This is a genomic window from Flavobacterium crocinum, assembly GCF_003122385.1.
In the GTDB taxonomy this organism is placed as follows: Bacteria; Bacteroidota; Bacteroidia; order Flavobacteriales; family Flavobacteriaceae; genus Flavobacterium; species Flavobacterium crocinum.
Genome location: NZ_CP029255.1, coordinates 2,966,560 through 2,988,720, shown reverse-complemented (window position 1 = coordinate 2,988,720; position 22,161 = coordinate 2,966,560). Strand labels below are relative to the sequence as shown.

Below are 22,161 nucleotides of genomic sequence, written 5' to 3'. Positions count from 1 at the left end.
CGTTTAATAAATCCCTTTCTTTTTTTGTTTAAATTTGAGTTCTAATCTAAATCCTAAAAATCATGTTTGAACAATTAACCCAATTAGTACAACAATATGGAAGCAATGCAGTGGTAAACAACAGCGCTGTTCCAAACGAACATAATGAAGCTGTAATCAGCGAAACCAGTAACTCAATCTTCGAAGGATTAAAAAAAATTGTTTCTGAAGGCGGAACTGATCAAATTGCCGGATTATTTAACGGAAATTCTTCTATTGACAGTTCGAATCCTGTTGTACAGCAAATTCAGCAACAATTGAGCGGAAGTCTTGGTCAAAAATTCGGACTTAGCAGTGCAGATTCAAGCGGAGTGGCATCTAATTTAATCCCGCAGATTTTAAGCTCTCTGGTTAATAAAGCTAAAGATCCAAATGACAGCAGTTTTCAGATTTCTGATATCATCAACTCAATATCCGGAAACAGCGGACAAGCTTCAGGAATAATGGACACTATTTCCAAATACGGAATGCAATTCGGATTAGACCAAAACAATGACGGAAAGGTTGATGTAGCCGATGTTTTAGTGGTTACTAAAAGCAAAGGAGGAATCGCCGGATTTATTGGAAAATTGTTTGGAAGTAAATAAAGTTTTTGAGAAGCTAAGGCTCTAAGATACTGAGATTCTAAGACTTTCTTGCTACGCTTTTAAAAATTAAATACTAAAAGGCTGTCTTTTGAGACAGCTTTTTTTTATCAATTTAAAAACCTCACCATCTCAGCATCTCAGTATCTCAGTATCTTAGTATCTCAGTATCTTAGTATCTCAGTATCTTAGTATCTTAGTATCTTAGTATCTTAGTATCTTAGTATCTTAGTATCTTAGTATCTTAGTATCTTAGTATCTTAGTATCTTAAAAAAAGTTAATTCTTAACTTTTTCCAATCATTTATTTGTAAATTTAGGACATGAAAAAATGTATTTCCATATTAATTGTTTTAGCTACAATAATTGCATGCTCAACAACATCGCAAAAGATTGCAAGCAATGACAATGTACCAAACAAAAAGCAAGGGGATACAATCAGGATTGCAAACGATTCATTAGAATACGAGGTTATTATAATTGATAATGGCTTCAATACCTGGCTTGCATCCAGGGCTCTTCCGCGTAATTATTATTCTTTGGCTTATCTGGAAAACAAAAACTATTTGTATGTAACGGAATGGAATAACCGTGTTTTACAACCACAACGTTATAATCCAAATTTATACGAAATGAGTATCGATTATCGCCCTGACATTCATTACGGATATGAAGTAAATTACTTAATTTACAATTACATGATTTATTTTCAAAATACCTACAAACAAAAGCTTTGGGGTAATGTTCCTTCCAGATAATATGTTATATTTGTAATCATTACAAATAACAATGAATAAATTCAAAAAACGCTGGGGAATTACCTCCAACCTACAAGCCATCATTATACTTATTGTTTTTGCCATCACCGGATCGGCATCTGCATGGATTTCCAGACCTTTTTGTGACTGGGTAGGAATTCACAAAGAAGATTTAGGCTCTGTTTGGTTTACCCTTATTCGTTTATTAATTATTCTTCCTGTCTACCAGGTTTTACTAGTTGCTATTGGAACTATTTTTGGACAATTCCGTTTCTTCTGGAATTTCGAAAAGAAAATGCTTAAAAGAATGGGACTTGGATTCCTTTTCAAAGATTAACGCTTCTATTCCGTTATTTTCTACTTTTTAGAACAAACCGTTCTGGTTAAGACTTCTTCTTAATCCTATTTTACCATTTATTTTACTTTCATTCATTTTTAGAAATTTTGCATTTCTAACCCCTCATCATTATTAGCAATCCCTTTATTTATCAAATACAAAGATTTTAAAATTTTAGCATTAAAAAAACATACTTCATTTTTTTAATACTGATTTACTAAGAAAACAGCATACAGAACAGGATGGTGCAGGATAGTTTTATTTTGTGTAATAACAAACTTTACAATAGCTAAAAATGTTTTAAACACTGAATTTCAAATATTTAAAACACTATAACTAAGATTATTTACTTACTAACCAAACCACAATTGACATGCTGAAAAATTACTTAAAACTGTCCGTAATGGCGACAATCCTCTGTCTCATTGCGCCAATAACAAAGATTTTTGCCCAAAATCCAATAGTTAAAATCGACTTTGATCAATCAGGAAGACCAAAAACTGAAGTAAATGACCCCGATTATACTGCCTGGGTTATCGCCTCAGGAAATACCAGTACTTATACCGAAAATGGCGTAACTTTTACAGTTACCCGAGTTGGAGCCAATGGTGATGCATTAGGAACCAATTGGTACAAAGCAGGAATTCAGGCCCCTTATTACGCAAGATTAGTTTGCGACGGACTTACTGTAAAAGGCACAACGGCAAACTTAGGGGCACAAATTGAACTTAGAATAAGCGGATTAGCCGCAGGTGAACATACATTTTTAGGCTTCTTTAATAATGTTGATAGTCCGACGGGAAATAATTTCAGTCCGATTGATATTTCTGTTGACGGAACTCTTGTTGTTGACAATTTAATTCCATCCGTACGTGCAACAAAAACTGCCGATGCTAAATCTACTTATTTAAAATTTCAGGCCACAACAGGAAATGATGTCGTTATTCTAATGGCTGCAGAAACTTCGGGAACAGAAAATGTCAAAAATTTCATTTTAAATGGCTTTGAACTAAATACCCCAAACATTTTCTATCAGGCAACAAATCCGAATCCAAAACAGAATGACGAACATGTTGAACTGACTTCAGGAGGAAAATTATTGCAATGGACAGCGGCGGCAAATGCTGTTACGCACAACATTTATTTCGGAACAGATCAGGCAGCTGTTGATAGTGCAACACCTTCTTCACCAGAATTTAAAGGCAATCAGGCATTAACCAGCACTTCATTTCAAGTAAACGGATTATATACCGGAGCAACTTATTACTGGCGTGTAGATGAAGTTTTAGCAAACGGAGTAGAAAAAGGAAATGTCTGGCGTTTTCGACCTGCACAACTTGCTTTTCCGGATGCCGAAGGATATGGACGATTTGCACGCGGAGGTCGTGGCGGAAAAGTAGTAGCCGTAACTAATTTGAATGACAGCGGTCCGGGAAGTTTCCGCGAGGCTATCACCAATGATATTGGCCCAAGAACAATTGTTTTTAATACATCCGGAGTAATTCAGCTACAATCCCGTTTGGTTTTAAGTCAGCCTTATGTAACAGTTGCAGGACAAACGGCACCTGGAAAAGGAATTTGTATTCGCTCTGCTCCTTTTGGAATAACCGGAAATGATGCTGTTGTACAAAATTTACGAGTGCGCGTTGGAGCAGGCCCAACTTATGACGGAATGGGACTTACCGGTGCCGATAACAGTATTATTGACCACTGCTCTATCAGCTGGACAATTGACGAATCTTTCAGCTCGAGATCCGGAAAAAACATAACCTTACAAAGAACATTAATTTCTGAGGCTTTAAATGCTGCTAATCACCAAAACTATCCTGCAGGCACAGAACACGGTTATGCAGCAACAATTGGAGGTGATATCGGAAGTTTTCATCATAATCTGTTAGCGCATTGTTACGGACGTAACTGGAGTCTTGGAGGCGGATTAGACGGAAGCGGTGCTTATACAGGAAAAATGGATATTACCAATAATGTCGTTTACAATTGGGGAGGAAGAACAACCGACGGAGGAACAAAAGAAGTGAATTTTGTAAACAATTACTATAAACCGGGTGCCGGATCTAAAATATTTGTTGCTTTTAACCAACAAAATGAAGGTGTGGGAACTGGTATGCAACAATGCTATTTTAACGGAAACGTAATGCCCGGCTACTTTGACGAAAACAACCAGACTATAGGACGAAAAGTTTCAGGGAATACGGTTTCTTATGAAAACTTTGTAAATGCACCGTTTTTTCCATCTTATGTAACTACGCAGTCGGCTAAAAATGCATACAAAATTGTGCTTTCAGATGTTGGATGCACACAACCCGAATTTGATCTTCACGATCAACGAATCATAACAGAAACTTTAAACGGGACTTATTCTGCTGTTGGAAGTGTAACTGGTAAACCCGGATTTCCTGATAACGAATCTGATGTTGGCGGATTTGAATCTTATCCAACTGTGGTGAGAGACGCGAACTGGGATACTGACCAGGACGGACTTCCAAACTGGTGGGAAACTATAATCGGAACAAATGTAAACTCTGCAATTGGCGATTTTTCAGATGCAAATGCTGATACAGATCAGGACGGATACACAAATCTGGACAAATACCTGCAATGGATGGCATTACCACGTTATGAATCTCCTGAAGGCACTAAAATTGATATTAATATCCAGAAATTATCAAGAGGTTTTACCAGTGGTGTTTCTTATACAATTTCAAATGTAGTAAACGGAAATGCAACACTCAACACAGACACAGTAGCCTTTACACCTGCTTCAAACGGATTGTGTTCTTTTGATTTTACTGTAACAGATTCAGAAGGAGGAACAATGAAACGTAAAGTAAATATTGTAAGCGGACAAACTGTAAATTTAGGTACCGAAGAAATAATTAAAACGGCAAATAATTCTTTTAATGTTTGGCCAATTCCAAGCAACGGATCATTTTCAGTTTACATTGATAATGAAGAAACCGAAATTTCAGATCTTAAAATTTATGATATTTCAGGGAAAGAATTATTAAAACAAAAAATTAAAGGAAATACTCAGGAAAATATTCAGTTACGTTCTAAAGGTGTTTTTATAATCAAAGTCATAAATCCACAAACCAAAAAAACACAATATGTCAAAAAAATTATAGTTCAATAAATTAGTAATTCTGAAAAGGCGGTTTTTTTTTAAAGAACCGCTTTTTTTATTTCCTTTGGAAAAAGTAAGTATAAATCCATGTCAGCGTAAATGACGGAATAACATCTGTAAAGGGCAATATTTCTTCAAGAAAAGTCAAAAAACCTGCAACCTTCCCTACTCTTCCTCTATACATTCTCGTCATTATAATCCCTGCAATAGGTGCCCAGATTACATCTCCCAATTCTCCTAATCCAAAAACAGAATAGGTCAACATACCTACTGCGTCCAAAATTAAACCAATGATTAATTTTGACATTCTGTTATCTTCTGCAACTTCTAAATCTTGCATAACACATTCACTTTTAAGTTAATCGAAATTAAAGATAATTCACGAAACTATATTATTTCATTATTAAATTTAATTTCTAAATTCCCATATCAAGAAACGTACCTATTTAATTTTAGATTTTAGATTTTAGATTTTAGATTTTAGATTTTAGATTTTAGATTTTAGATTTTAGATTTTAGATTTTAGATTTTAGATTTTAGATTTTAGATTTTAGATTTTAGATTTTAGATTTCCTAAAAGTCGCTGCGCTCCTTATTTGAAATTTGCTTGTCTATTACTTAGTGTCTTTTAGATTATTTTAAATTAACATTGATTTTTGAAATTGATATTGGAATTTGGAATTTTCTAATTTGGAATTTAAATCCAAGAATTTGATATTGATGATAAACTTCGTTTCTTTGTAAAAACAGTTTCACTAAATGATACACGCAAAAAACATACATAAATTTTACGATAAACTTGAAGTTTTAAAAGGAGTTGATTTACATATTAAGAAAGGTGAAATTGTTTCTATTGTTGGTGCTTCTGGAGCTGGTAAAACTACCTTACTGCAAATTCTTGGAACTTTAGACAAACCGGATTATGCGCCGGATTCTTCTTTAACCATAAATGGCAAAAATGTTTTGGAACTGCAAGACATTAAAAATGATAATTCTAGAGAAGAAAAAACTTTCAAAATAATTACCTGGACAGGATCTGTTTATATTGTGCTTTTAGCAATTTATTTATTATTTTTTAGAACTAAAATTTTTGATGACACGCTTAGATTAGTGGCAAGCATAACTTTGTTCTTGCCTATAATTACAATGCTTTTTTACTACAACCGCTATTTCAAAAAGAAAAGTAAGCAAGACAGAATATTATCTGATTTCCGAAATCTTAATTTAGGTTTTATTTTTCAGTTTCATCAGCTTTTGCCTGAGTTTACGGCTTTAGAGAATGTTTGTATTCCAGCTTACATTGCAGGCAAAAAAACATCAGAAACCGAAGCCGAAGCTAAAAAACTGCTCCATTTCCTGGGGCTTTCCCATCGTATCAATCACAAACCAAGCGAACTTTCCGGTGGAGAACAACAGCGTGTTGCAGTGGCGAGAGCCTTAATTAACAAACCGGATGTCATTTTTGCAGATGAACCTTCCGGAAATCTGGATACACATTCAGCAGAAAATCTGCACCAGTTATTCTTTCAGCTTAGAGACGAATTCGGGCAGACTTTTGTTATTGTTACCCATAATGAAGAATTGGCTAATATGGCCGACCGAAAGTTAGTAATGTCAGACGGACAAATTATTTCCTAATATGGTTTTAATTATATTCAGCTGGATATATATTCTTTTTACAACCATAAATTTAGGTTTTCTGACGAATAAAATTCTTGATTTAAAAAACAAAAATTTTATCATTACTTCTATCCTTGGATTATTTTTAGCAACAATTTTAGCCAGTATTTGGGCCATTTTTGGAAGAATTAATATAGAATTTCATATTTTCTTATTGATTACAAATATTTTATTACTTCTAAAATTTAGTCAGTCAATAACCAAAATTTATAGATTATTCTGGCTTGAATTTCTTCAATTGCAAAAAACAATAAAAGCTATTTTAATCCTTATCACTTTTCTGATTTTAGCTCAATGCGCATCCATTCCTTTTGTAATTGATAATGAATCTTACTATATTCAAACTATAAAATGGCTTAATGAATATGGTTTTGTAAAAGGACTTGCAAATCTTCATCTTTTTTTAGGACAAACCAGCGGATGGCATATTACCCAAAGTGTTTTTAATTTCTCTTTTTTATATCCAAAATTCAATGATTTAAGCGGTTTTTGCTTGCTTTTGGGAAACATTTTTTCTCTTCAGAAATTAGACGAATATTTCAAAAACAATAACAAAAATTATCTGTTTGTTGGGCTGATCCCTTTATGTAATCTTTTCTTTTTTCAGTTTATCAGTGCGCCTTCTCCGGATATTCCTGTATACATTTTTTCTTTCATTTTATTTTTCTATTTCTTAGAAAATTTGAAAAATATGACTTCAGAAATTTTCAATCTTATTGTACTATTGGTTCTCTTTATTCTTTATATAAAAAACACCACTCTAACATTTGCAATAATTCCAATTACTCTGCTAGTCTTTCATTTTAAATCTCTTTCTAAAGAACTTATAAAACCTGCCACAGTAACGATTTTAACAGGTATACTTTTCATCGTTAAAAACATGATAATCTGTGGATCGCCAATTTTCCCCTCTAAAATCACTGTTTTTACAACTGATTATGCAATTCCTAATATAATAGAAAGCTTTTATTACGAACAAGTTAAGTCATATGGCTTTTTTATAACTGCAGAACAATATAACGGAATGACTGTATCACAATTATTTTTGCATTGGCTTTCAATGCCGAAACTAAATGGTCTCTTTAATAAAATAAGTATACTTTTAGTCATAATTGTGCCCTTTTTCATTTATAAATACCAAAACAAAAAAGCGCTCTGGATTCTTTACTTTGTAATGATCTTACAATTGATTTTATTAGGATTAACTTCTCCGCAGTATCGATTCTTTATGAATTTTATATTGTTCTTTTCTCTCTTTTGCTTCGCAAGTATTTTCTCAGGAAAAAAAACGATCCAATATTTTTTGATTCTATCCATTTTTCCCACTTGCATTGCTTTGCTTTTCTCTGTAAATCTTAACCGTTTTTCCAATCATAAATTCATGCTGAAAATCAGTAATTTTTCGATAGAAAACAGTATTTTTCCTTATCAAAATTCGAAAAGTAATACTGCTTTTGAAAGTATTCAATTAGGAAATTTAAAATATAATTCGCCAGTAGAAAATGACTTTTTCTGGGCTAACGGCGATGGAAATCTTCCTTGTGTTGACAAGCAGCAGTTGGATTATTTCGAAAAATATTATCACATTATTCCGCAAATGTGGACTAACAATTTAAAAGACGGATTCTACTCCAAACAACTTACTAAAAATGAATAGTACAGAATTAAAAGAATTTCTAGACGAAAAAGTCATTCAATATAATAATCAGGATTTTATAGAAAGTGATCCCGTTCAGATTCCGCATCTTTTTACTCAAAAAGAAGACATTGAAATTGCCGGTTTTCTCAGCGCTTCTATTGCTTGGGGAAATCGTAAAATGATTATCAAGAATTCGCATAAAATGATGGAATTAATGGGAAATACCCCATACGATTTCGTTATGTCGCATTCTGATGAAGATTTAGCCAAACTGGAGACGTTTGTTCACAGAACTTTCAACGGTCATGATTTTGCAGGTTTTATAAAAGGCTTAAAAAACATCTACCAAAACCACAACGGTTTAGAAAATGTCTTTGCTAAAAATCAGGAAAAAGATAGTTTACAAAAAAGCATCAGTGAATTCAAAAAGATCTTTTTTGAAACAGATCATTTAGCCCGAACTCAAAAACACATTTCAGATCCATTAAATAATTCCGCAGCAAAAAGAATAAACATGTACCTGCGATGGATGGTTCGTCAGGACGCAAAAGGAGTCGATTTAGGGATTTGGAAAACTATTTCTCCTTCTGTATTATCTTGTCCTTTGGATGTTCATTCCGGAAATGTTGCCCGCAAACTTGGTATTCTTTCGCGAAAGCAAAACGATGCCAAAGCGTTACTGGAATTGGACACCAAATTAAGAGAAATGGATGCTAAAGATCCTGTAAAATATGATTTTGCTTTGTTTGGTTTGGGGGTTTTTGAAGGGTTTTAGGTTTTTAAACTGGCAATTATTTTTTTAATTGCTCTAGATGCAAGTAGTCCCAATCAGAAAATATATTTTTATCTGAATCCCCTTTCCAGCCTTCTGCTTTATAAAATTCATTTATTAAATCGTAATCAATTATTAGAGATTCATCTTCTAATTTTGCATTTTTAAGCAATTCGATACTTGAGCCAGAAACTCCAAAATTGTCTGCTACATAATTGGATTTTAAAGTATAAGAATCATCTCCAGGAGTAACTTCATAACGATACTTTTCATAATAGGACAATTCCAATCTCCCATTTTTAAATTTCGCTAGCCGACCTTGACCACTAGTCGATTGATAGTAAGCTAACAAAATCTCAGTATTGAGATTTTTTGAAATTAACTTCAAAATTTCATCAAAAAAATAAACTCCAAACTGAAAATCAAACTCAACTTCAACCCAATCCTCACTTTCGATTTTTGAGACTACTATCGTTAAATTATCACCATTAAAAGAATTTTCATCGTGTGGCACATTATAAAACCATGGTTTTCTAGTATCAAGCCATTTTTCTCTTCCAATTAGTAGATATTTCTTTAGCTCGGTTGCTACAGTTTGAACATCATTACATTTTATATTGGTTTGTGAATATGTTGCCATCTTGTTTAATCTATTAACTTTCTTTTTCTTGTTTTTTCAAAAATATTAAAAAAATCTCCAGATCATTTTAACACAGTAGATACTTTTAAACAAGAATAAAAACATTTTAAAAACTGAAAATCAAACAATTAAACAAACAAAATTTTAGATGATTCGAAAAATCTTGTGTTCTAACCATCATTTTAACGTACATTTGCACAAAATTTAAAGCAAATGAGCACTTTCGAAAAATTTAATCTTCCAAAATCATTACAAAAAGCAGTTGACGAATTAGGATTTGTTACGCCTACTCCTATTCAGGAAAAATCTTTTTCTGTAATCATGTCTGGACGTGATATGATGGGAATTGCACAAACCGGAACCGGTAAGACATTTGCTTATTTACTGCCTCTTTTAAAACTTTACAAGTTTACTCATACCAATACTCCAAAAATTGTAATTCTGGTTCCAACGCGTGAATTAGTAGTTCAGGTTGTGGAAGAAGTTGAGAAACTGACAAAATATATGTCCGTTCAGACACTTGGTATTTATGGTGGTGTAAACATCAATACACAAAAAAAAGCGGTTTATGAAGGTGTAGACATTTTAGTGGGGACACCTGGAAGAACAATGGACTTAGCACTTGATGCAGTTGTTCGTTTTGATGAAACACAAAAACTGGTTATTGACGAGTTTGACGAAATGCTAAATTTAGGTTTCAGACCACAGCTGACTTCGCTTTTTGCGATGATGAAAACCAAACGTCAAAATATTTTGTTCTCTGCAACGATGACAGATGAAGTTGATGATATTTTAAATGATTATTTCGAATTTCCTGAAGAAGTAACATTGGCACCATCAGGAACTCCTCTTGAAAAAATTACTCAAATCACGTATAACGTTCCGAACTTCAATACAAAAGTAAATCTGTTAAAACATTTATTGGAAACCGATGAAAGCATGAGCCGTATTCTGGTTTTCGTAAACAACAAAAAGATTTCAGATATGCTTTTCAATCGTATTGATGAGCTTTTTGAAGGACAATTTGGTGTTATTCACTCTAACAAATCTCAAAATTATCGTCTGAGTACAATGGCCGAATTTCAGGAAGGAAATCTTCGCGGCTTAATTACGACAGACGTTATGGCAAGAGGTTTGGACATTTCTAATATTACACACGTAATTAACTTTGAACTTCCTGAAGAACCTGAGCTGTACATGCACAGAATTGGTCGTACAGGTCGTGCAGATGCTAGAGGAACAGCAATTAGCTTTGTTACTCCGAGAGAAGAAGAATTCAAAATAGAAACTGAACTTTTAATGGATCTGGAGCTTGATATTGCGGATTTCCCTGAAGAAGTTGAAATTTCAGAAAAACTTATTGAAGCAGAAAAAGATAAATTACCAAGAAAATTTTTGTTGAAGAAACCCAAACTGGAAGGTGATGGTGCTTTTCATGAAAAATCTAAAAAGAACCAAAAAATCAATCTTGGAGGGCCATCAAAAACTAAAAAGAAGACTCACGGTTCTGTAAACAGAAATATGCTGAAAACAAGAGCTAAGAAGAAAAAAGATAACAAGTAATTTTTTTTTAGATGCTGAGATTCTAAGATACTGAGACACTAAGTTTTTTTCTTAATGTTAAAAAATAAAAAAAGCTCAAAAGTTCAACATTAAACTTTGAGCTTTTTTTTACTTAGTCGCTTAGCATTTTAGCATCTTTTTTACTAAATCTTCGTAAATAAAAGTCCAACCGGAGAACACAACTCAATTCTTTTTCCAGTATCAGTAAGTTTTCCTGTTGTTTTATCTCTTTTAAAAATAATTATGTCGTTTGTGTACTGATGACCAACTAAAAGATAATTTCCTGTTGGATCAATCGCGAAATCTCTTGGACCTTTTCCTAAAGTGCTTTGTTGCTCTACCAATTCTAAAGAGCCATCTTTCTGGATTTTATAAACAGAAATAGAGTTTGCATCTACACGGTCTGAAACATATAAGAAGTTTCCATCAGGAGAAGTTTTGATTGCAGCTGCTCCTGTTCCGCCTGTAAAACCTTTTGGAAGAATACTTGTTTCTGCAACCACTTTTAGATTTCCTGTTTTATCGTAGCTTAACGTTGTTAGTGTTCCGTTTAATTCCTGAACCAGATATACAAATTTTCCATCCTTACTGAAAGTCAAATGTCTTGGACCACTTCCTGGTTTTACATCAACACTTCCTTTTAAAGTCAGCATTTCGTTCTTAGAAGTTGGATTGTATTTATAAATAAATACTTTATCTAATCCTAAATCATTTGACAGAACAAACTTTTTATCCGGAGAAAACATCACCATATGTACGTGTGCTTTTTCCTGACGCGCTGCGTTGGGTCCTTTACCTTCGTGCTGAATTAATTGCTGTACTTCTGTAATGCTTCCGTCTGCATTTTTCTTAAAAACAACAATATTTCCGCCAGAATAATTGGCAACAATCACATTTTTATCATCATTAATTAAATGGCAAGGATCTGCTCCAAGAGAAGCATTTGAATTTAAAAATTTAACTTTCCCGGAAGCCGAATCATAACCAAAGGCACTTACAGCACTTTGATTCCCGTTTTCGTTTACCGCATATATAAATTTATTGTCTGCAGAAACCGATAAATAACTTGGGCTAATTACATTTTCTGAAGAATTTTTCAGTTTGAAATCGCCGGTAGAAGCATTAAATTCGTAAACGTAAATTCCGTTGCTTTGGCATTTATTAGTATAAGTTCCAACTAATAAATTGAATTTATTTTGGGCATTTACCATGGTCAGTGATAAGGCCGAAAATAAGACTAGATATATTTTTTTCATAGTTTGTTTTTTTGAATCAGCTAAAATAAGCAATAATATGGTTTTGATACAGCATCTTTGTTACAAAAGAAATTACAAAAGTTACATTTTTTTACTAACCATATAAGTTATATAAGTTCATTTTAGTTTTTAGAATTCAACTTGTAATTAATCATATGAGCTTATTACTTTCCTTTTGACTCCTCTGCATAATACTTATAATCCCTCATATAAACTTATATGGTTTCATTTATATTTTTTTCCTGGGGTATGCAATGTATTTATAATTTCTTACATGAACTTATATGGTTTAAAATAATTTTTAATTCGTATTTTTGACCAGCATCTTCGCGAAAAACAAAACGTAGTGAAGTAAATCGAAGCCAGAATGCATTTTAAACATCCCGAAATTCTATACTTTCTGTTTTTATTGATCGTTCCAATTTTGGTTCACTTATTTCAATTAAGACGTTTTAAAACTTCCTATTTTACTAATGTTCGATTCTTAAAAGAACTTGCCGTTCAGACTCGTAAAAGTTCTAAAATCAAAAAAAGACTTTTATTAGCCACTCGTTTATTATTGCTAACCTGCATCATCTTAGCCTTTGCACAACCGTTTTTTGAAGCTATTGACAGTAAAAATGCTTCAAACGAAATGTATATTGTTCTGGATAATTCATTCAGTATGCAGGCAAAAGGAAAAAAAGGCGAATTACTAAAAAGAGCGGTTCAGGAATTATTGGAAAACACTCCGGAAAACACACAATTTTCACTTTTAACCAACACCGAAATTTTTTGGAATACCGATATTAAATCTTCAAAAAGTGCTTTACAAAATTTAAAATACAGCGCTTCTCCATTTGATCTTTCAGCCATTACCGCTAAAATCAAAGCGCATAAATCGGCACATAAAAAAGATATTGTCATTATCACTGATGCAGTTGGTCTGAAAGAAAAGGATATTCAAAATTTAGATTTTGAAGAAAAACCATACTTCATAGTTCCAAAAGCAGAACAGAAAAACAACGTTTCAATTGACAGCGTTTACATCAATCAGACTTTAGAAAATTTCTATGAAATTGGCATAAACTTATCCGCTTATGGAGAAGATTTCAAACCTGTTTCAACCGCTTTATACAATCAAAACAAACTGATTGCCAAAACGATTGTCAATTTTGACACAAAGAAAAAGAAAATCAATTTCACGATTCCGAAAGAAGCATTTCACGGCTATGTAACAATTGAAGATAATGGTTTGACTTATGACAATAAATTGTTTTTCAGCATTTCTAAAAACAAAAAAACAAACGTAATTAGTATTGGTGAACCTGAAAAAGCTAATTTTTTATCCAGAATTTATACTCCTGCTGAATTCAATTATCATAATTATCCTATCAGTTCTTTGGATTACAATAGTTTAGAGAAACAGAATACTATTATTTTAAATGAATTAACTGAAATTCCGCAAGCATTACAGACCACTTTAAAAGCATTTGTTTCTAAAGGTGGAAATTTGGTTGTAATTCCTAATGAAAAAAGTTCGCTTTCTAATTTGAATACTTTCTTGGCGAATTTCGGAAAAGTTCAATTCGGAAATTTGGAAACCAACAGCAAATTAATTACTAAAATCAACTTCGATCACCCTCTGTTTTCAGGCGTTTTTGAAAACAAAATTTCGAATTTCCAATATCCAAAAGCAAACAGTTCATTTGCGGTTTCAAGCTCTTATCCTGCTGTTCTTTCGTTTGAAGATCAGATACCATTTGTTACTGCTGTTCAGAATCAGGTTGCAGGAATAACGGTTTTTACAGCGCCAATAAACAGCACTAATTCGAATTTTCAGCAATCTCCGCTGATTGTTCCTCTTTTTTATAAAATAGCACAGAACAATCAGAAAACAGGTTTAAATGCTTTAACCATTGGAAATAATCAGCCTTATTTCGTGGATGTTTTACTGACTAAAGATGCTATTTTGGAAGTAAAAGGAAATGAAGATTCTTTTATTCCGGTTCAGCAGATTTTAAACAACAAAGTAAAATTAACTTTTAATGATTTTCCTGAAACGGCTGGCAATTACGGAATTTTCGATAAAAAAGAATGGGTCGAAAATATTAGTTTTAATTACAACAGAACCGAAAGCGATTTGAGTCAGGTAAACACCAATTTAGTTTCAGATTTCAAAACTGCCGATACTATATCAACCATTTTTAACACCTTACAAACTGAGCGAACTGACAGCCAAATTTGGAAATGGTTTGTTATCTTTGCACTGTTATTTTTAGCATTAGAAATGGCAATTATAAAATTTGTGAAATAATTTTCAAATTATTCGTTTAGTATGTCATTTCGACGAAGGAGAAATCACACATGCTGAGAACATTTGGAATGGAATATCTAGTGAGATTTCTCCTTCGTCGAAATGACAAAGCGGAATCTTTTAATAAAAAATAAATTTCTCTACATATGAAAATAATCATCAAAAGCGCCAAAATTATCGACTCTAAAAGTCCGTTTCACAATCAGACCGTTGATCTTTTAATTGCAGATGGTTTAATAGAAAAAATAGGCGTTTCGCTTCCAAACGACGATGCTGAAGTGGTACGATTTGATGATCTTCACGTTTCTCAGGGCTGGTTTGACAGTAGTGTTTCGCTTGGAGAACCAGGTTACGAAGACAGAGAAACCATTGCAAACGGATTAAATGTTGCGGCAAAAAGCGGATTTACAGCAATTGGTTTACAGCCTAATTCTTTACCAATTATTGACAATCAATCTCAGGTAAGTTTTGTAAAAAATAAAGCAAATGGTTTTGCAACAGAAATTTTTCCAATCGGCGCTTTAACAAAAGCAAGTGAAGGAAAAGATATGGCAGAGCTTTTTGACATGAAAAATGCTGGTGCAATCGCTTTTGGAGATTACAACAAAAGTATTGACAACGCCAATATCCTGAAAATCGCTTTACAATATGTACAGGATTTTGATGGTTTGGTAATTGCTTATTCACAGGATCCAAACATAAAAGGAAATGGTGTCGCAAACGAAGGAATTGTTTCTACCAGATTAGGTCTAAAAGGAATTCCAAATCTTGCTGAAGAATTGCAAATCTCAAGAAACTTATTTTTATTAGAATATACAGGCGGTAAACTTCATATTCCAACGATTTCTACAGCAAAATCGGTTGAATTGATTAGAGAAGCTAAAGCTAAAGGGCTAAATGTAACCTGCAGTGCTTCTGTTCATCACTTAGTTTTAACAGATGAAAAACTGGACGGATTTGATACGCGTTTTAAAGTTACTCCGCCACTACGCACAGAAGTAGACAGACAAGCTCTTTTAAACGGAGTTGCTGACGGAACAATTGACACGATTACTTCAGATCATAATCCGATTGACATTGAATTCAAAAAAATGGAATTTGATACAGCCAAAAACGGAACGATTGGATTAGAAAGTGCTTTTGGAGCATTATTAACCGTTTTACCATTAGAAACTGTAATTGCAAAACTAACTTCAGCAAGAGCTATTTTCGGTCTTGAAAACAATACAATCGAAGAAGGTGCAAAAGCCAATTTGACACTTTTTACACTTGAACACAAATCAACTTTTACAAAAGAAAACATTCTTTCAAAATCTAAAAATTCTGCTTTCTTAGGAACGGAAATAAAAGGTTCTGTGTACGGAATTTTTAATCAAAATCAACTTGTTACAAAATAATACAATGAATAATTCAGTCGAAGAAGGAAAACCAATCGCCATTACCAGTTATATTCTGATTGTTGGTGTTTTGATTGCCATGAGCATGAATTCTGAAAACAAAAACAGTTTTGCTTCTTTTCATATCCGCCAGGCTTTAGGATTGTCTTTAACCTTTATTTCTTTTGGAGCAATCGTTAGTAATTTCGATAGCTTTTATATCACTTTCCCAATGTGGATCTGTATTTCAATCCTTTGGACTTTCGGAATTTTTAATGCCATACAAGGACAAATGAGACCGATTCCGTTAGTGGGAGAGTTATTTCAAAAATGGTTTAAAAAAATTGGGTAATTTTTAAAATTTCAAGTTTTAAAATTCCAAATTCCAAAACTGGACACTATAAAACTTTGTCAAAGTTTGAAACTTTGACAAAGCTCAAACTGAACACCAATAAATCTGAACACTGAATACTAAAAAAATGAATCTATCATTAGAATATAAAATAAGAGAACCAAAAGTAATTTTAGATCAAAATCCGCTTTTATTGTTGTTGCACGGATACGGAAGCAATGAAGCCGATTTATTCTCTTTTGCCTCTGAACTTCCTGATAATTATTATATCATTTCTGCAAGAGCACCTTACGATTTACAATATGGAGCTTACGCTTGGTACGCTATTAATTTCGATGCCGATCAAAACAAGTTTTCTGATAACGAACAAGCCAAAACTTCAAGAGACATCATCGCTAATTTTATTGACGAATTAGTAGCAAATTATCCAATTGATGCCAAAAATGTGACTTTAATCGGATTCAGCCAAGGATCTATTTTAAGTTATGCAACAGCTCTTTCTTATCCTGAAAAAATTCAGAGAGTGGTTGCAATGAGCGGTTATTTTAATGAAGAAATCATCAAAGAAGGTTTTGAAAATAACGATTTCAAAACCTTAAAATTTTTCGCTTCACACGGAACTGTAGATCAGGTTATTCCAATTGAATGGGCGAGAAAAACTCCTGCGGTTTTAGAAAAATTAAATATTCCGGTTACTTATAAAGAATATCCAGTTGGACATGGAGTTGCTCCACAGAATTTCTTTGATTTTAAGAATTGGCTAGCTTTGTAATTTTTTTTTTAAAAAGAAGATTTTTCTTTCTTTTAAATATAATATTGTATTTTAGTCCTGCAAATAAGTTTTTTGATTTACAGAAAATGATTAAAATAATTAAATACCCAAAAGTATCTTTAAAAGGAAACTTTTGGGTATTTTTGTATACGAAAGAATGGATAAAAATTTTGATATTATCTTTCTGGAAGAAGCTTTTAATTTTCTAAAAAAATTAAAACCACAACATTCAGAAAAAATAATTTATAATATTAGAAAATCACAAACAAAAAATGATCCCGAACTTTTTAAAAAGTTAAATGATGAGATTTGGGAATTTAGAACTTTATATCAGGGAAACCAATATCGATTATTATCATTTTGGGATAAAACAAATTCACAAAATACTCTTGTTATTTCAACTCACGGTTTTATAAAAAAACAAATTAAAGTTCCTGATAACGAAATCGAACGGGCAAAAAATATCAGATTCAATTATTTTAAAGAAAAAGATAAAAATTAAGCTTAAACAAATGAAGACATATACTTTAGATCAAGTAACAGACGAAATCGTAGGCAAAATTGGAACTCCAAACAGAGATCAGTTTGAGTACGATTTACAAATGGACTTAATTGGTAACGCAATCAAACAAACCCGAAAACAACGCAATTTGACTCAGGAAGAACTTGGAAAACTTATTGGCGTTCAAAAAGCACAAATATCAAAACTAGAAAGTAATGCCGGAAATGTGACTTTGGAAACTTTAATTAAAGTTTTTACTGCTTTGAAAGCTAAAGTTAAATTTCAAATAGAATTGTCAGATCTAAAATATTGATTTATGTAAGTATTCAGTGTTCAGAATTTTGCTATTCAGTTTTAAAATCTAAACTGTGCTGAACACTAAAATTCTGAACACTGAATACTAAAAAATTATTCTCCTGTATAAAGAATCTTACCAGCTTTCTTCAAAACATAGCCTTTCCAAGAAATTAACTGCCAATCTCCGTTAACCCACGAATCTCCTTCTGATTTTCTTTCTAAAATGATGGATTCTTTTTGAGTATCCAAGAAAAGTTCTGCTTTATTTCCATCAAAAATCACATAAGAGACCGTAGAATACGTTTTTCCGTCATCGGCATGATTCAATCTTGTGCTATTTTCAAAAACCCGGATACATTCTTTTTTCAACTCTGACCAAGTATAACCTGCAGAAGCTTTACAGCCATGCTCATCCGAATCTGCACCCACAACAGTTTCTTTTTGAGACTCTTTTGGAATGCTATTATTTTCTTTATTTTCCTGAGAAACTTTTTTTCCACAAGAAAATACACCTGCAACAATCAAAAACAAAAACATCTTTTTCATAATTCTGTAATTTTAAATTGAGCAAAAAAAATAGGATTATAAAATCCTATTTTTGATATAACCAAGTTTGATTTACTTCAAAGGTAATGTTATCGTCGTTATCAACAAAGTATTTTAATAAGACTTCTCCCCAAAGTTCACCATTACTATAATCAGCAATAATCCATCTGTGATTTAAAATTTTTACTTTATTGATGATAAATTTAGTCGGTCCAATCTGATCTTGTCCCGTGTACGGATTTCCTTTTGGATTTGAATTGAAATCTAATAGCTTTTCAGTTACAACCGGAATTAGTTTTTCGTATAGAATTACTTTTCCGCCAGAAGCGCTGTTATCAAAGTAATTTTGAGCATTCTCGTTATGCTCTAAAGAAAAATAATCAGCTTCAGCTAATTGTGTTTTCACCAGATTAATGCTATCTCTAAGCTTCTTAGTCGTTTTATCATATCTATCTTGCGCAAATTTCACCTCTCCGCTGTAGAACGCATAGGTAAAAACATTCATTAAAACTGCTAAAATAAAAAGATAAAGCATTAAGGATTTTTTCATTGTGTGGTATAATTAAATGGTAATTTCTAAATTATCGTAAGCCAGAAAAACATTTTCCGGAAGTTGTTTCTGTACTTCTTCGTGAAAACCTAAAACGTGGCTGATGTGTGTTAAATAAGCTTTTTCAGGCTTAATAAGGTTTATAAAATCAAGTGCTTCCTGAAGGTTAAAATGTGTGTCATGAGGTTCTACACGTAAAGCATTTACAACCAAAACTTTTAAACCTTTAAGCTTTTCTGTTTCAGTTGAATCGATTGTTTTTACATCTGTCAAATAGGCAAAATCATCTATTCTATAGCCAAAAACCTGTAATTCGCCATGCATTACATTTACCGGAATAGCCATTTTATCTCCAACTGCAAACGGAACATTGTTTTCAACCTCGATCGTTTTTACGCTTGGTGCTCCCGGATATTTATTAACGGTTTCGAAAACATAATCGAAACGACGTCTTAAATTATCCAAAACACGCTGATGTCCGTAAATCGGAATTTCACCTTGCCTGAAATTAAAAGGACGAATATCGTCTAACCCAGCCGTATGATCTGCATGCTCATGTGTGAATAGAATTGCATCCAGTTTTCGGCATCCGCAGGAAAGCATCTGCTGTCTGAAATCAGGGCCGCAATCTATTACATAAGAATGATCGTCCCATGTAATCCAGATGGATACACGAAGCCTTTTATCCTTAGCATCAGTGCTTTTACAAACTGGATGATCGATCCCGATAATCGGAATGCCCTGAGAAGTACCTGTACCTAAAAAATAAACCTTCAATTGAACTTAATTTTTTTACAAAAATAGCTTATTTCTCTTTCATTAGACTCCTAATTTACTAACTTTGTAACAAATCTATTTAAAACAAAATGGGTACAGAAATAAAACTCAAAGGTGACAAGGTCATCGAACAGATTCCTTCTATAAAAGACAAAGCTTTACGCATTAATTTAAACGAGAATATTTACGGAACATTTGCTGAAATTGGCGCTGGACAAGAGACAGTTAGACATTTTTTCAGATCCGGAGGTTCATCAGGAACGATAGCAAAAGCGATGTCTGCCTATGATAAAGATTTTAGTGATGCCGTTTATGGTGCAGAAAACGACGGAAGATATGTTACCGAAGAGCGTTTGAAAAAAATGCTAACACACGAAGGTCAGATTATCGAAGAGCGTTTGAGCAGAGAAAAACACCCAACAAAATTGTTTTTCAGTTACGCCAATACAGTAGCCACAATCGATTTTGCCAAACAATTTAAAGGTCACGGCTGGGTTGGAATTCGATACCAAATTGAGCCGGACGAAGCTTATAACGAAATTATTCTTCACATTCGTTTTAAAGAGACCGACGCCAGATTACAACAAGAAACACTTGGAATTTTAGGGGTTAACTTAATTTACGGTGCTTTTTACAAATACAACGATCCCAAACGATTACTTCGTTACTTATACGATCACTTAGACAAAGATCAATTAGAAATCGACACCATTAACTTTTCAGGCCCACGTTTTGCTGACGTTGACAACCGTTTGATGAGTTTACAATTGGTTAAAAACGGAATGACAGATGCCGTAATGTTTAATCCGGAAGGAAAAAACATTTTACCTGCAGCAATCTTATACAAAAAGAACCTTTTGGCTTTAAGAGGAAGTTTCCGTCCGGTTACAAAAGTAAACATGGACATGTATGAGAAGTCATTAGAGATGTTTCTTAAAGAAAATAAGGTTGAGAAAAACAATACACTAGTTGTTTTTGAAATTACACTTTCAAACTTACGCTCTGATGGTGAAATTGACGAACGTGACTTTATGGATAGAGCTGAATTACTTTGTTCGTTAGGACAAACCGTAATGATTTCAAATTTCCAGGAATATTACAAAGTGGTTGAATACTTCGCCAACTATACTAAAGCTCGTATGGGACTAGCAATGGGCGTAAATAACCTTGTTGATATTTTTGACGAGAAATATTACCGTCATTTAAGTGGTGGGATTCTGGAAGCTTTCGGAAAATTATTCTATCGCGATATGAAAGTTTTCTTGTATCCAATGTTGGATGAAAATGGCGAATTAATGAATTCAAACAACTTAAAAGTTCATCCTAGAATGAAAGAATTGTACAAATTCTTTAAATTCAACGGAAAAGTAGTTGATATCGAAGATTATGATCCAACTATTCTTGATGTATTCTCTAGAGAAGTTCTAAAAATGATCAACCAAGGAAAAAAAGGCTGGGAACCAATGCTTCCTCCTGGAATTCCTGAAATCATCAAAGAACATCATCTTTTTGGATATCATCCGCAGAAAGAATTAGAACAAAATATATAATACAAAAAGCCTCTTTATTGAGGCTTTTTTTTATTGTTTCAAGTTTTCTTTGTTTGAGGTTTCAAGTTCTAAACTGAACGAATTTTTAACACAAAGCACGCTAAGTTTTTTTTTTGACAAGAAAGATTTCAAAAAAGTAAAGTCCGCAAAGCTTAATCAATATAAAGCTTTGCGGACCTTGCGTATATCTTAGCGAGCTTTGCGGTAAAACTTACTCACAAAGTCTTTCAACTTGAAACCTGAAACAACAAGCAACTATTTCAAAATCTGCGAAGCGTGTTCTTTTGTTTTTACGTTTTCAATTACTTCTTCGATAATTCCTTTTTCATCGATTACAAAAGTGGTTCTGTGAATTCCATCGTATTCTTTTCCCATGAATTTCTTTGGTCCCCAAACTCCAAAAGCGTTTATAACCGATTTATCTTCGTCTGCGATTAACGGAAAAGGCAATTCATACTTATCTTTAAACTTAATTTGTGCTTTTGCACTGTCTGCACTTACTCCTAAAAGTTCATAATTATTAGCCTGAAAACGGTGAAAATTATCTCTTAAATCACAAGCTTCAGCCGTACAGCCTGGTGTGCTTGCCTTTGGATAAAAGAAAACTACTAGTTTTTTCCCTGCATAATCTGCCAATTTATGTGTTTTTCCGTCTTGATCTGTTCCTGAAAAATTGGGCGCTTTATCTCCTGCTTTTAATGTTGTCATATTTTTATTTTAGATTTTAGATTGTG

Annotated in this window: 21 protein-coding genes and 2 pseudogenes; 16 read left to right on the top strand and 7 right to left on the bottom strand. The window is 33.0% G+C overall.

The genetic code is table 11. From position 1 onward, the window contains the following. The first annotated feature begins 62 nt into the window (after positions 1-62). From HYN56_RS13385 to HYN56_RS13370, 4 genes are all read left to right on the top strand, one after another. The gene (locus HYN56_RS13385; RefSeq protein ID WP_109192637.1) at positions 63-626 is read left to right on the top strand and encodes a DUF937 domain-containing protein; all 564 of its coding nucleotides are present in this window, start codon (positions 63-65) and stop codon (positions 624-626) included. A 319-nt stretch (positions 627-945) separates the two neighbouring features. Beyond that, positions 946-1,380 carry a DUF6146 family protein gene (locus HYN56_RS13380; RefSeq protein ID WP_109192636.1) on the top strand — a complete coding sequence of 145 codons (435 nt, stop codon included), beginning with the start codon at positions 946-948 and terminating at the stop codon, positions 1,378-1,380. A gap of 31 nt (positions 1,381-1,411) precedes the next feature. Beyond that, complete coding sequence (locus tag HYN56_RS13375; RefSeq protein ID WP_109192635.1) at positions 1,412-1,717, top strand: DUF6787 family protein; 306 nt, start codon at positions 1,412-1,414, stop codon at positions 1,715-1,717. A 403-nt stretch (positions 1,718-2,120) separates the two neighbouring features. Then, positions 2,121-4,868: a T9SS type A sorting domain-containing protein gene (locus tag HYN56_RS13370; RefSeq protein WP_109194798.1), complete on the top strand. Its 2,748-nt coding sequence runs from the start codon at positions 2,121-2,123 to the stop codon at positions 4,866-4,868. A gap of 46 nt (positions 4,869-4,914) precedes the next feature. Here HYN56_RS13370 and HYN56_RS13365 read toward each other — a convergent pair whose 3' ends face one another. Beyond that, positions 4,915-5,199, bottom strand: a complete 285-nt coding sequence (locus HYN56_RS13365; protein WP_109192634.1) for a hypothetical protein — start codon at positions 5,197-5,199, stop codon at positions 4,915-4,917. A gap of 419 nt (positions 5,200-5,618) precedes the next feature. Here HYN56_RS13365 and HYN56_RS25280 point away from each other — a divergent pair. From HYN56_RS25280 to HYN56_RS13350, 4 genes and pseudogenes are all read left to right on the top strand, one after another. Then, a pseudogene (locus HYN56_RS25280) lies at positions 5,619-5,831 on the top strand (ATP-binding cassette domain-containing protein); the annotation flags it as partial. Positions 5,832-6,050: 219 nt separating this feature from the next. Next, positions 6,051-6,497 (top strand): annotated as a pseudogene (locus tag HYN56_RS25275) (ABC transporter ATP-binding protein); the annotation flags it as partial. Between the two features lies 1 nt (position 6,498). Further along, entirely contained in the window at positions 6,499-8,196 is a 1,698-nt protein-coding gene (locus tag HYN56_RS13355; protein ID WP_109192632.1) for an LIC_10190 family membrane protein, read from the top strand. Continuing rightward, entirely contained in the window at positions 8,189-8,953 is a 765-nt protein-coding gene (locus tag HYN56_RS13350; RefSeq protein WP_109192631.1) for a TIGR02757 family protein, read from the top strand. Before HYN56_RS13355 ends, HYN56_RS13350 begins: the two co-directional genes overlap by 8 nt. 16 nt (positions 8,954-8,969) lie before the next feature. Here the strand turns inward: HYN56_RS13350 and HYN56_RS13345 are convergent, their stop codons facing one another. Then, positions 8,970-9,590, bottom strand: coding sequence for a hypothetical protein (locus tag HYN56_RS13345; protein ID WP_109192630.1), 621 nt, complete (start codon positions 9,588-9,590; stop codon positions 8,970-8,972). A gap of 213 nt (positions 9,591-9,803) precedes the next feature. On the opposite strand from HYN56_RS13345, the gene HYN56_RS13340 reads away from it, so the two are divergent. Then, a complete protein-coding gene (locus HYN56_RS13340; protein WP_109192629.1) occupies positions 9,804-11,153 on the top strand; it encodes a DEAD/DEAH box helicase in 1,350 nt (449 codons plus the stop codon). 143 nt (positions 11,154-11,296) lie between these two features. Here the strand turns inward: HYN56_RS13340 and HYN56_RS13335 are convergent, their stop codons facing one another. After that, positions 11,297-12,409 (bottom strand): lactonase family protein, encoded by a 1,113-nt coding sequence (locus HYN56_RS13335; protein WP_109194797.1) that lies wholly within the window; start codon positions 12,407-12,409, stop codon positions 11,297-11,299. A 367-nt stretch (positions 12,410-12,776) separates the two neighbouring features. Here HYN56_RS13335 and HYN56_RS13330 point away from each other — a divergent pair, with 367 nt between their 5' ends. The 6 genes from HYN56_RS13330 to HYN56_RS13305 all read left to right on the top strand — a co-directional run bounded on the left by HYN56_RS13330 (position 12,777) and on the right by HYN56_RS13305 (position 18,020). Then, the gene (locus tag HYN56_RS13330) at positions 12,777-14,705 is read left to right on the top strand and encodes a vWA domain-containing protein (RefSeq protein WP_109192628.1); all 1,929 of its coding nucleotides are present in this window, start codon (positions 12,777-12,779) and stop codon (positions 14,703-14,705) included. Between the two features lie 146 nt (positions 14,706-14,851). Beyond that, entirely contained in the window at positions 14,852-16,102 is a 1,251-nt protein-coding gene (locus tag HYN56_RS13325; RefSeq protein ID WP_109192627.1) for a dihydroorotase, read from the top strand. 4 nt (positions 16,103-16,106) lie between these two features. Beyond that, a complete protein-coding gene (locus tag HYN56_RS13320; RefSeq protein ID WP_109194796.1) occupies positions 16,107-16,433 on the top strand; it encodes a hypothetical protein in 327 nt (108 codons plus the stop codon). 127 nt (positions 16,434-16,560) lie between these two features. Then, the gene (locus HYN56_RS13315; RefSeq protein WP_109192626.1) at positions 16,561-17,205 is read left to right on the top strand and encodes an alpha/beta hydrolase; all 645 of its coding nucleotides are present in this window, start codon (positions 16,561-16,563) and stop codon (positions 17,203-17,205) included. Between the two features lie 133 nt (positions 17,206-17,338). Beyond that, positions 17,339-17,707 carry a type II toxin-antitoxin system RelE/ParE family toxin gene (locus tag HYN56_RS13310; protein ID WP_394336244.1) on the top strand — a complete coding sequence of 123 codons (369 nt, stop codon included), beginning with the start codon at positions 17,339-17,341 and terminating at the stop codon, positions 17,705-17,707. A 10-nt stretch (positions 17,708-17,717) separates the two neighbouring features. Further along, positions 17,718-18,020 carry a helix-turn-helix domain-containing protein gene (locus HYN56_RS13305; protein WP_109192624.1) on the top strand — a complete coding sequence of 101 codons (303 nt, stop codon included), beginning with the start codon at positions 17,718-17,720 and terminating at the stop codon, positions 18,018-18,020. Between the two features lie 95 nt (positions 18,021-18,115). Here the strand turns inward: HYN56_RS13305 and HYN56_RS13300 are convergent, their stop codons facing one another. Genes HYN56_RS13300 through HYN56_RS13290 form a run of 3 tightly spaced genes read right to left on the bottom strand, consistent with a single transcriptional unit; the run spans position 18,116 to position 19,877 of the window. Then, on the bottom strand, positions 18,116-18,550 hold the full coding sequence (locus HYN56_RS13300) for a hypothetical protein (RefSeq protein WP_240622556.1): 435 nt from the start codon (positions 18,548-18,550) through the stop codon (positions 18,116-18,118). A gap of 46 nt (positions 18,551-18,596) precedes the next feature. Next, positions 18,597-19,100 carry a hypothetical protein gene (locus HYN56_RS13295; protein ID WP_109192623.1) on the bottom strand — a complete coding sequence of 168 codons (504 nt, stop codon included), beginning with the start codon at positions 19,098-19,100 and terminating at the stop codon, positions 18,597-18,599. Positions 19,101-19,112: 12 nt separating this feature from the next. Further along, positions 19,113-19,877: an MBL fold metallo-hydrolase gene (locus HYN56_RS13290; RefSeq protein ID WP_109192622.1), complete on the bottom strand. Its 765-nt coding sequence runs from the start codon at positions 19,875-19,877 to the stop codon at positions 19,113-19,115. An 89-nt stretch (positions 19,878-19,966) separates the two neighbouring features. On the opposite strand from HYN56_RS13290, the gene HYN56_RS13285 reads away from it, so the two are divergent. Further along, a complete protein-coding gene (locus HYN56_RS13285) occupies positions 19,967-21,427 on the top strand; it encodes a TonB-dependent receptor (protein WP_109192621.1) in 1,461 nt (486 codons plus the stop codon). 255 nt (positions 21,428-21,682) lie between these two features. Here the strand turns inward: HYN56_RS13285 and bcp are convergent, their stop codons facing one another. After that, entirely contained in the window at positions 21,683-22,135 is a 453-nt protein-coding gene (gene bcp / locus HYN56_RS13280) for a thioredoxin-dependent thiol peroxidase (RefSeq protein WP_109192620.1), read from the bottom strand. Between the last annotated feature and the right edge of the window lie 26 nt (positions 22,136-22,161).

What these genes read in the sequence shown, in the direction of transcription:
- HYN56_RS13385 (WP_109192637.1), top strand. Translation starts at nt 63, where the DNA reads ATGTTTGAACAATTAACCCAATTAGTACAACAATATGGAAGCAATGCA.
- HYN56_RS13380 (WP_109192636.1), top strand. Translation starts at nt 946, where the DNA reads ATGAAAAAATGTATTTCCATATTAATTGTTTTAGCTACAATAATTGCA.
- HYN56_RS13375 (WP_109192635.1), top strand. Translation starts at nt 1,412, where the DNA reads ATGAATAAATTCAAAAAACGCTGGGGAATTACCTCCAACCTACAAGCC.
- HYN56_RS13370 (WP_109194798.1), top strand. Translation starts at nt 2,121, where the DNA reads ATGGCGACAATCCTCTGTCTCATTGCGCCAATAACAAAGATTTTTGCC.
- HYN56_RS13365 (WP_109192634.1), bottom strand. Translation starts at nt 5,199, where the DNA reads ATGCAAGATTTAGAAGTTGCAGAAGATAACAGAATGTCAAAATTAATC.
- HYN56_RS13355 (WP_109192632.1), top strand. Translation starts at nt 6,499, where the DNA reads ATGGTTTTAATTATATTCAGCTGGATATATATTCTTTTTACAACCATA.
- HYN56_RS13350 (WP_109192631.1), top strand. Translation starts at nt 8,189, where the DNA reads ATGAATAGTACAGAATTAAAAGAATTTCTAGACGAAAAAGTCATTCAA.
- HYN56_RS13345 (WP_109192630.1), bottom strand. Translation starts at nt 9,590, where the DNA reads ATGGCAACATATTCACAAACCAATATAAAATGTAATGATGTTCAAACT.
- HYN56_RS13340 (WP_109192629.1), top strand. Translation starts at nt 9,804, where the DNA reads ATGAGCACTTTCGAAAAATTTAATCTTCCAAAATCATTACAAAAAGCA.
- HYN56_RS13335 (WP_109194797.1), bottom strand. Translation starts at nt 12,409, where the DNA reads ATGAAAAAAATATATCTAGTCTTATTTTCGGCCTTATCACTGACCATG.
- HYN56_RS13330 (WP_109192628.1), top strand. Translation starts at nt 12,777, where the DNA reads ATGCATTTTAAACATCCCGAAATTCTATACTTTCTGTTTTTATTGATC.
- HYN56_RS13325 (WP_109192627.1), top strand. Translation starts at nt 14,852, where the DNA reads ATGAAAATAATCATCAAAAGCGCCAAAATTATCGACTCTAAAAGTCCG.
- HYN56_RS13320 (WP_109194796.1), top strand. Translation starts at nt 16,107, where the DNA reads ATGAATAATTCAGTCGAAGAAGGAAAACCAATCGCCATTACCAGTTAT.
- HYN56_RS13315 (WP_109192626.1), top strand. Translation starts at nt 16,561, where the DNA reads ATGAATCTATCATTAGAATATAAAATAAGAGAACCAAAAGTAATTTTA.
- HYN56_RS13305 (WP_109192624.1), top strand. Translation starts at nt 17,718, where the DNA reads ATGAAGACATATACTTTAGATCAAGTAACAGACGAAATCGTAGGCAAA.
- HYN56_RS13300 (WP_240622556.1), bottom strand. Translation starts at nt 18,550, where the DNA reads ATGAAAAAGATGTTTTTGTTTTTGATTGTTGCAGGTGTATTTTCTTGT.
- HYN56_RS13295 (WP_109192623.1), bottom strand. Translation starts at nt 19,100, where the DNA reads ATGAAAAAATCCTTAATGCTTTATCTTTTTATTTTAGCAGTTTTAATG.
- HYN56_RS13285 (WP_109192621.1), top strand. Translation starts at nt 19,967, where the DNA reads ATGGGTACAGAAATAAAACTCAAAGGTGACAAGGTCATCGAACAGATT.
- bcp (WP_109192620.1), bottom strand. Translation starts at nt 22,135, where the DNA reads ATGACAACATTAAAAGCAGGAGATAAAGCGCCCAATTTTTCAGGAACA.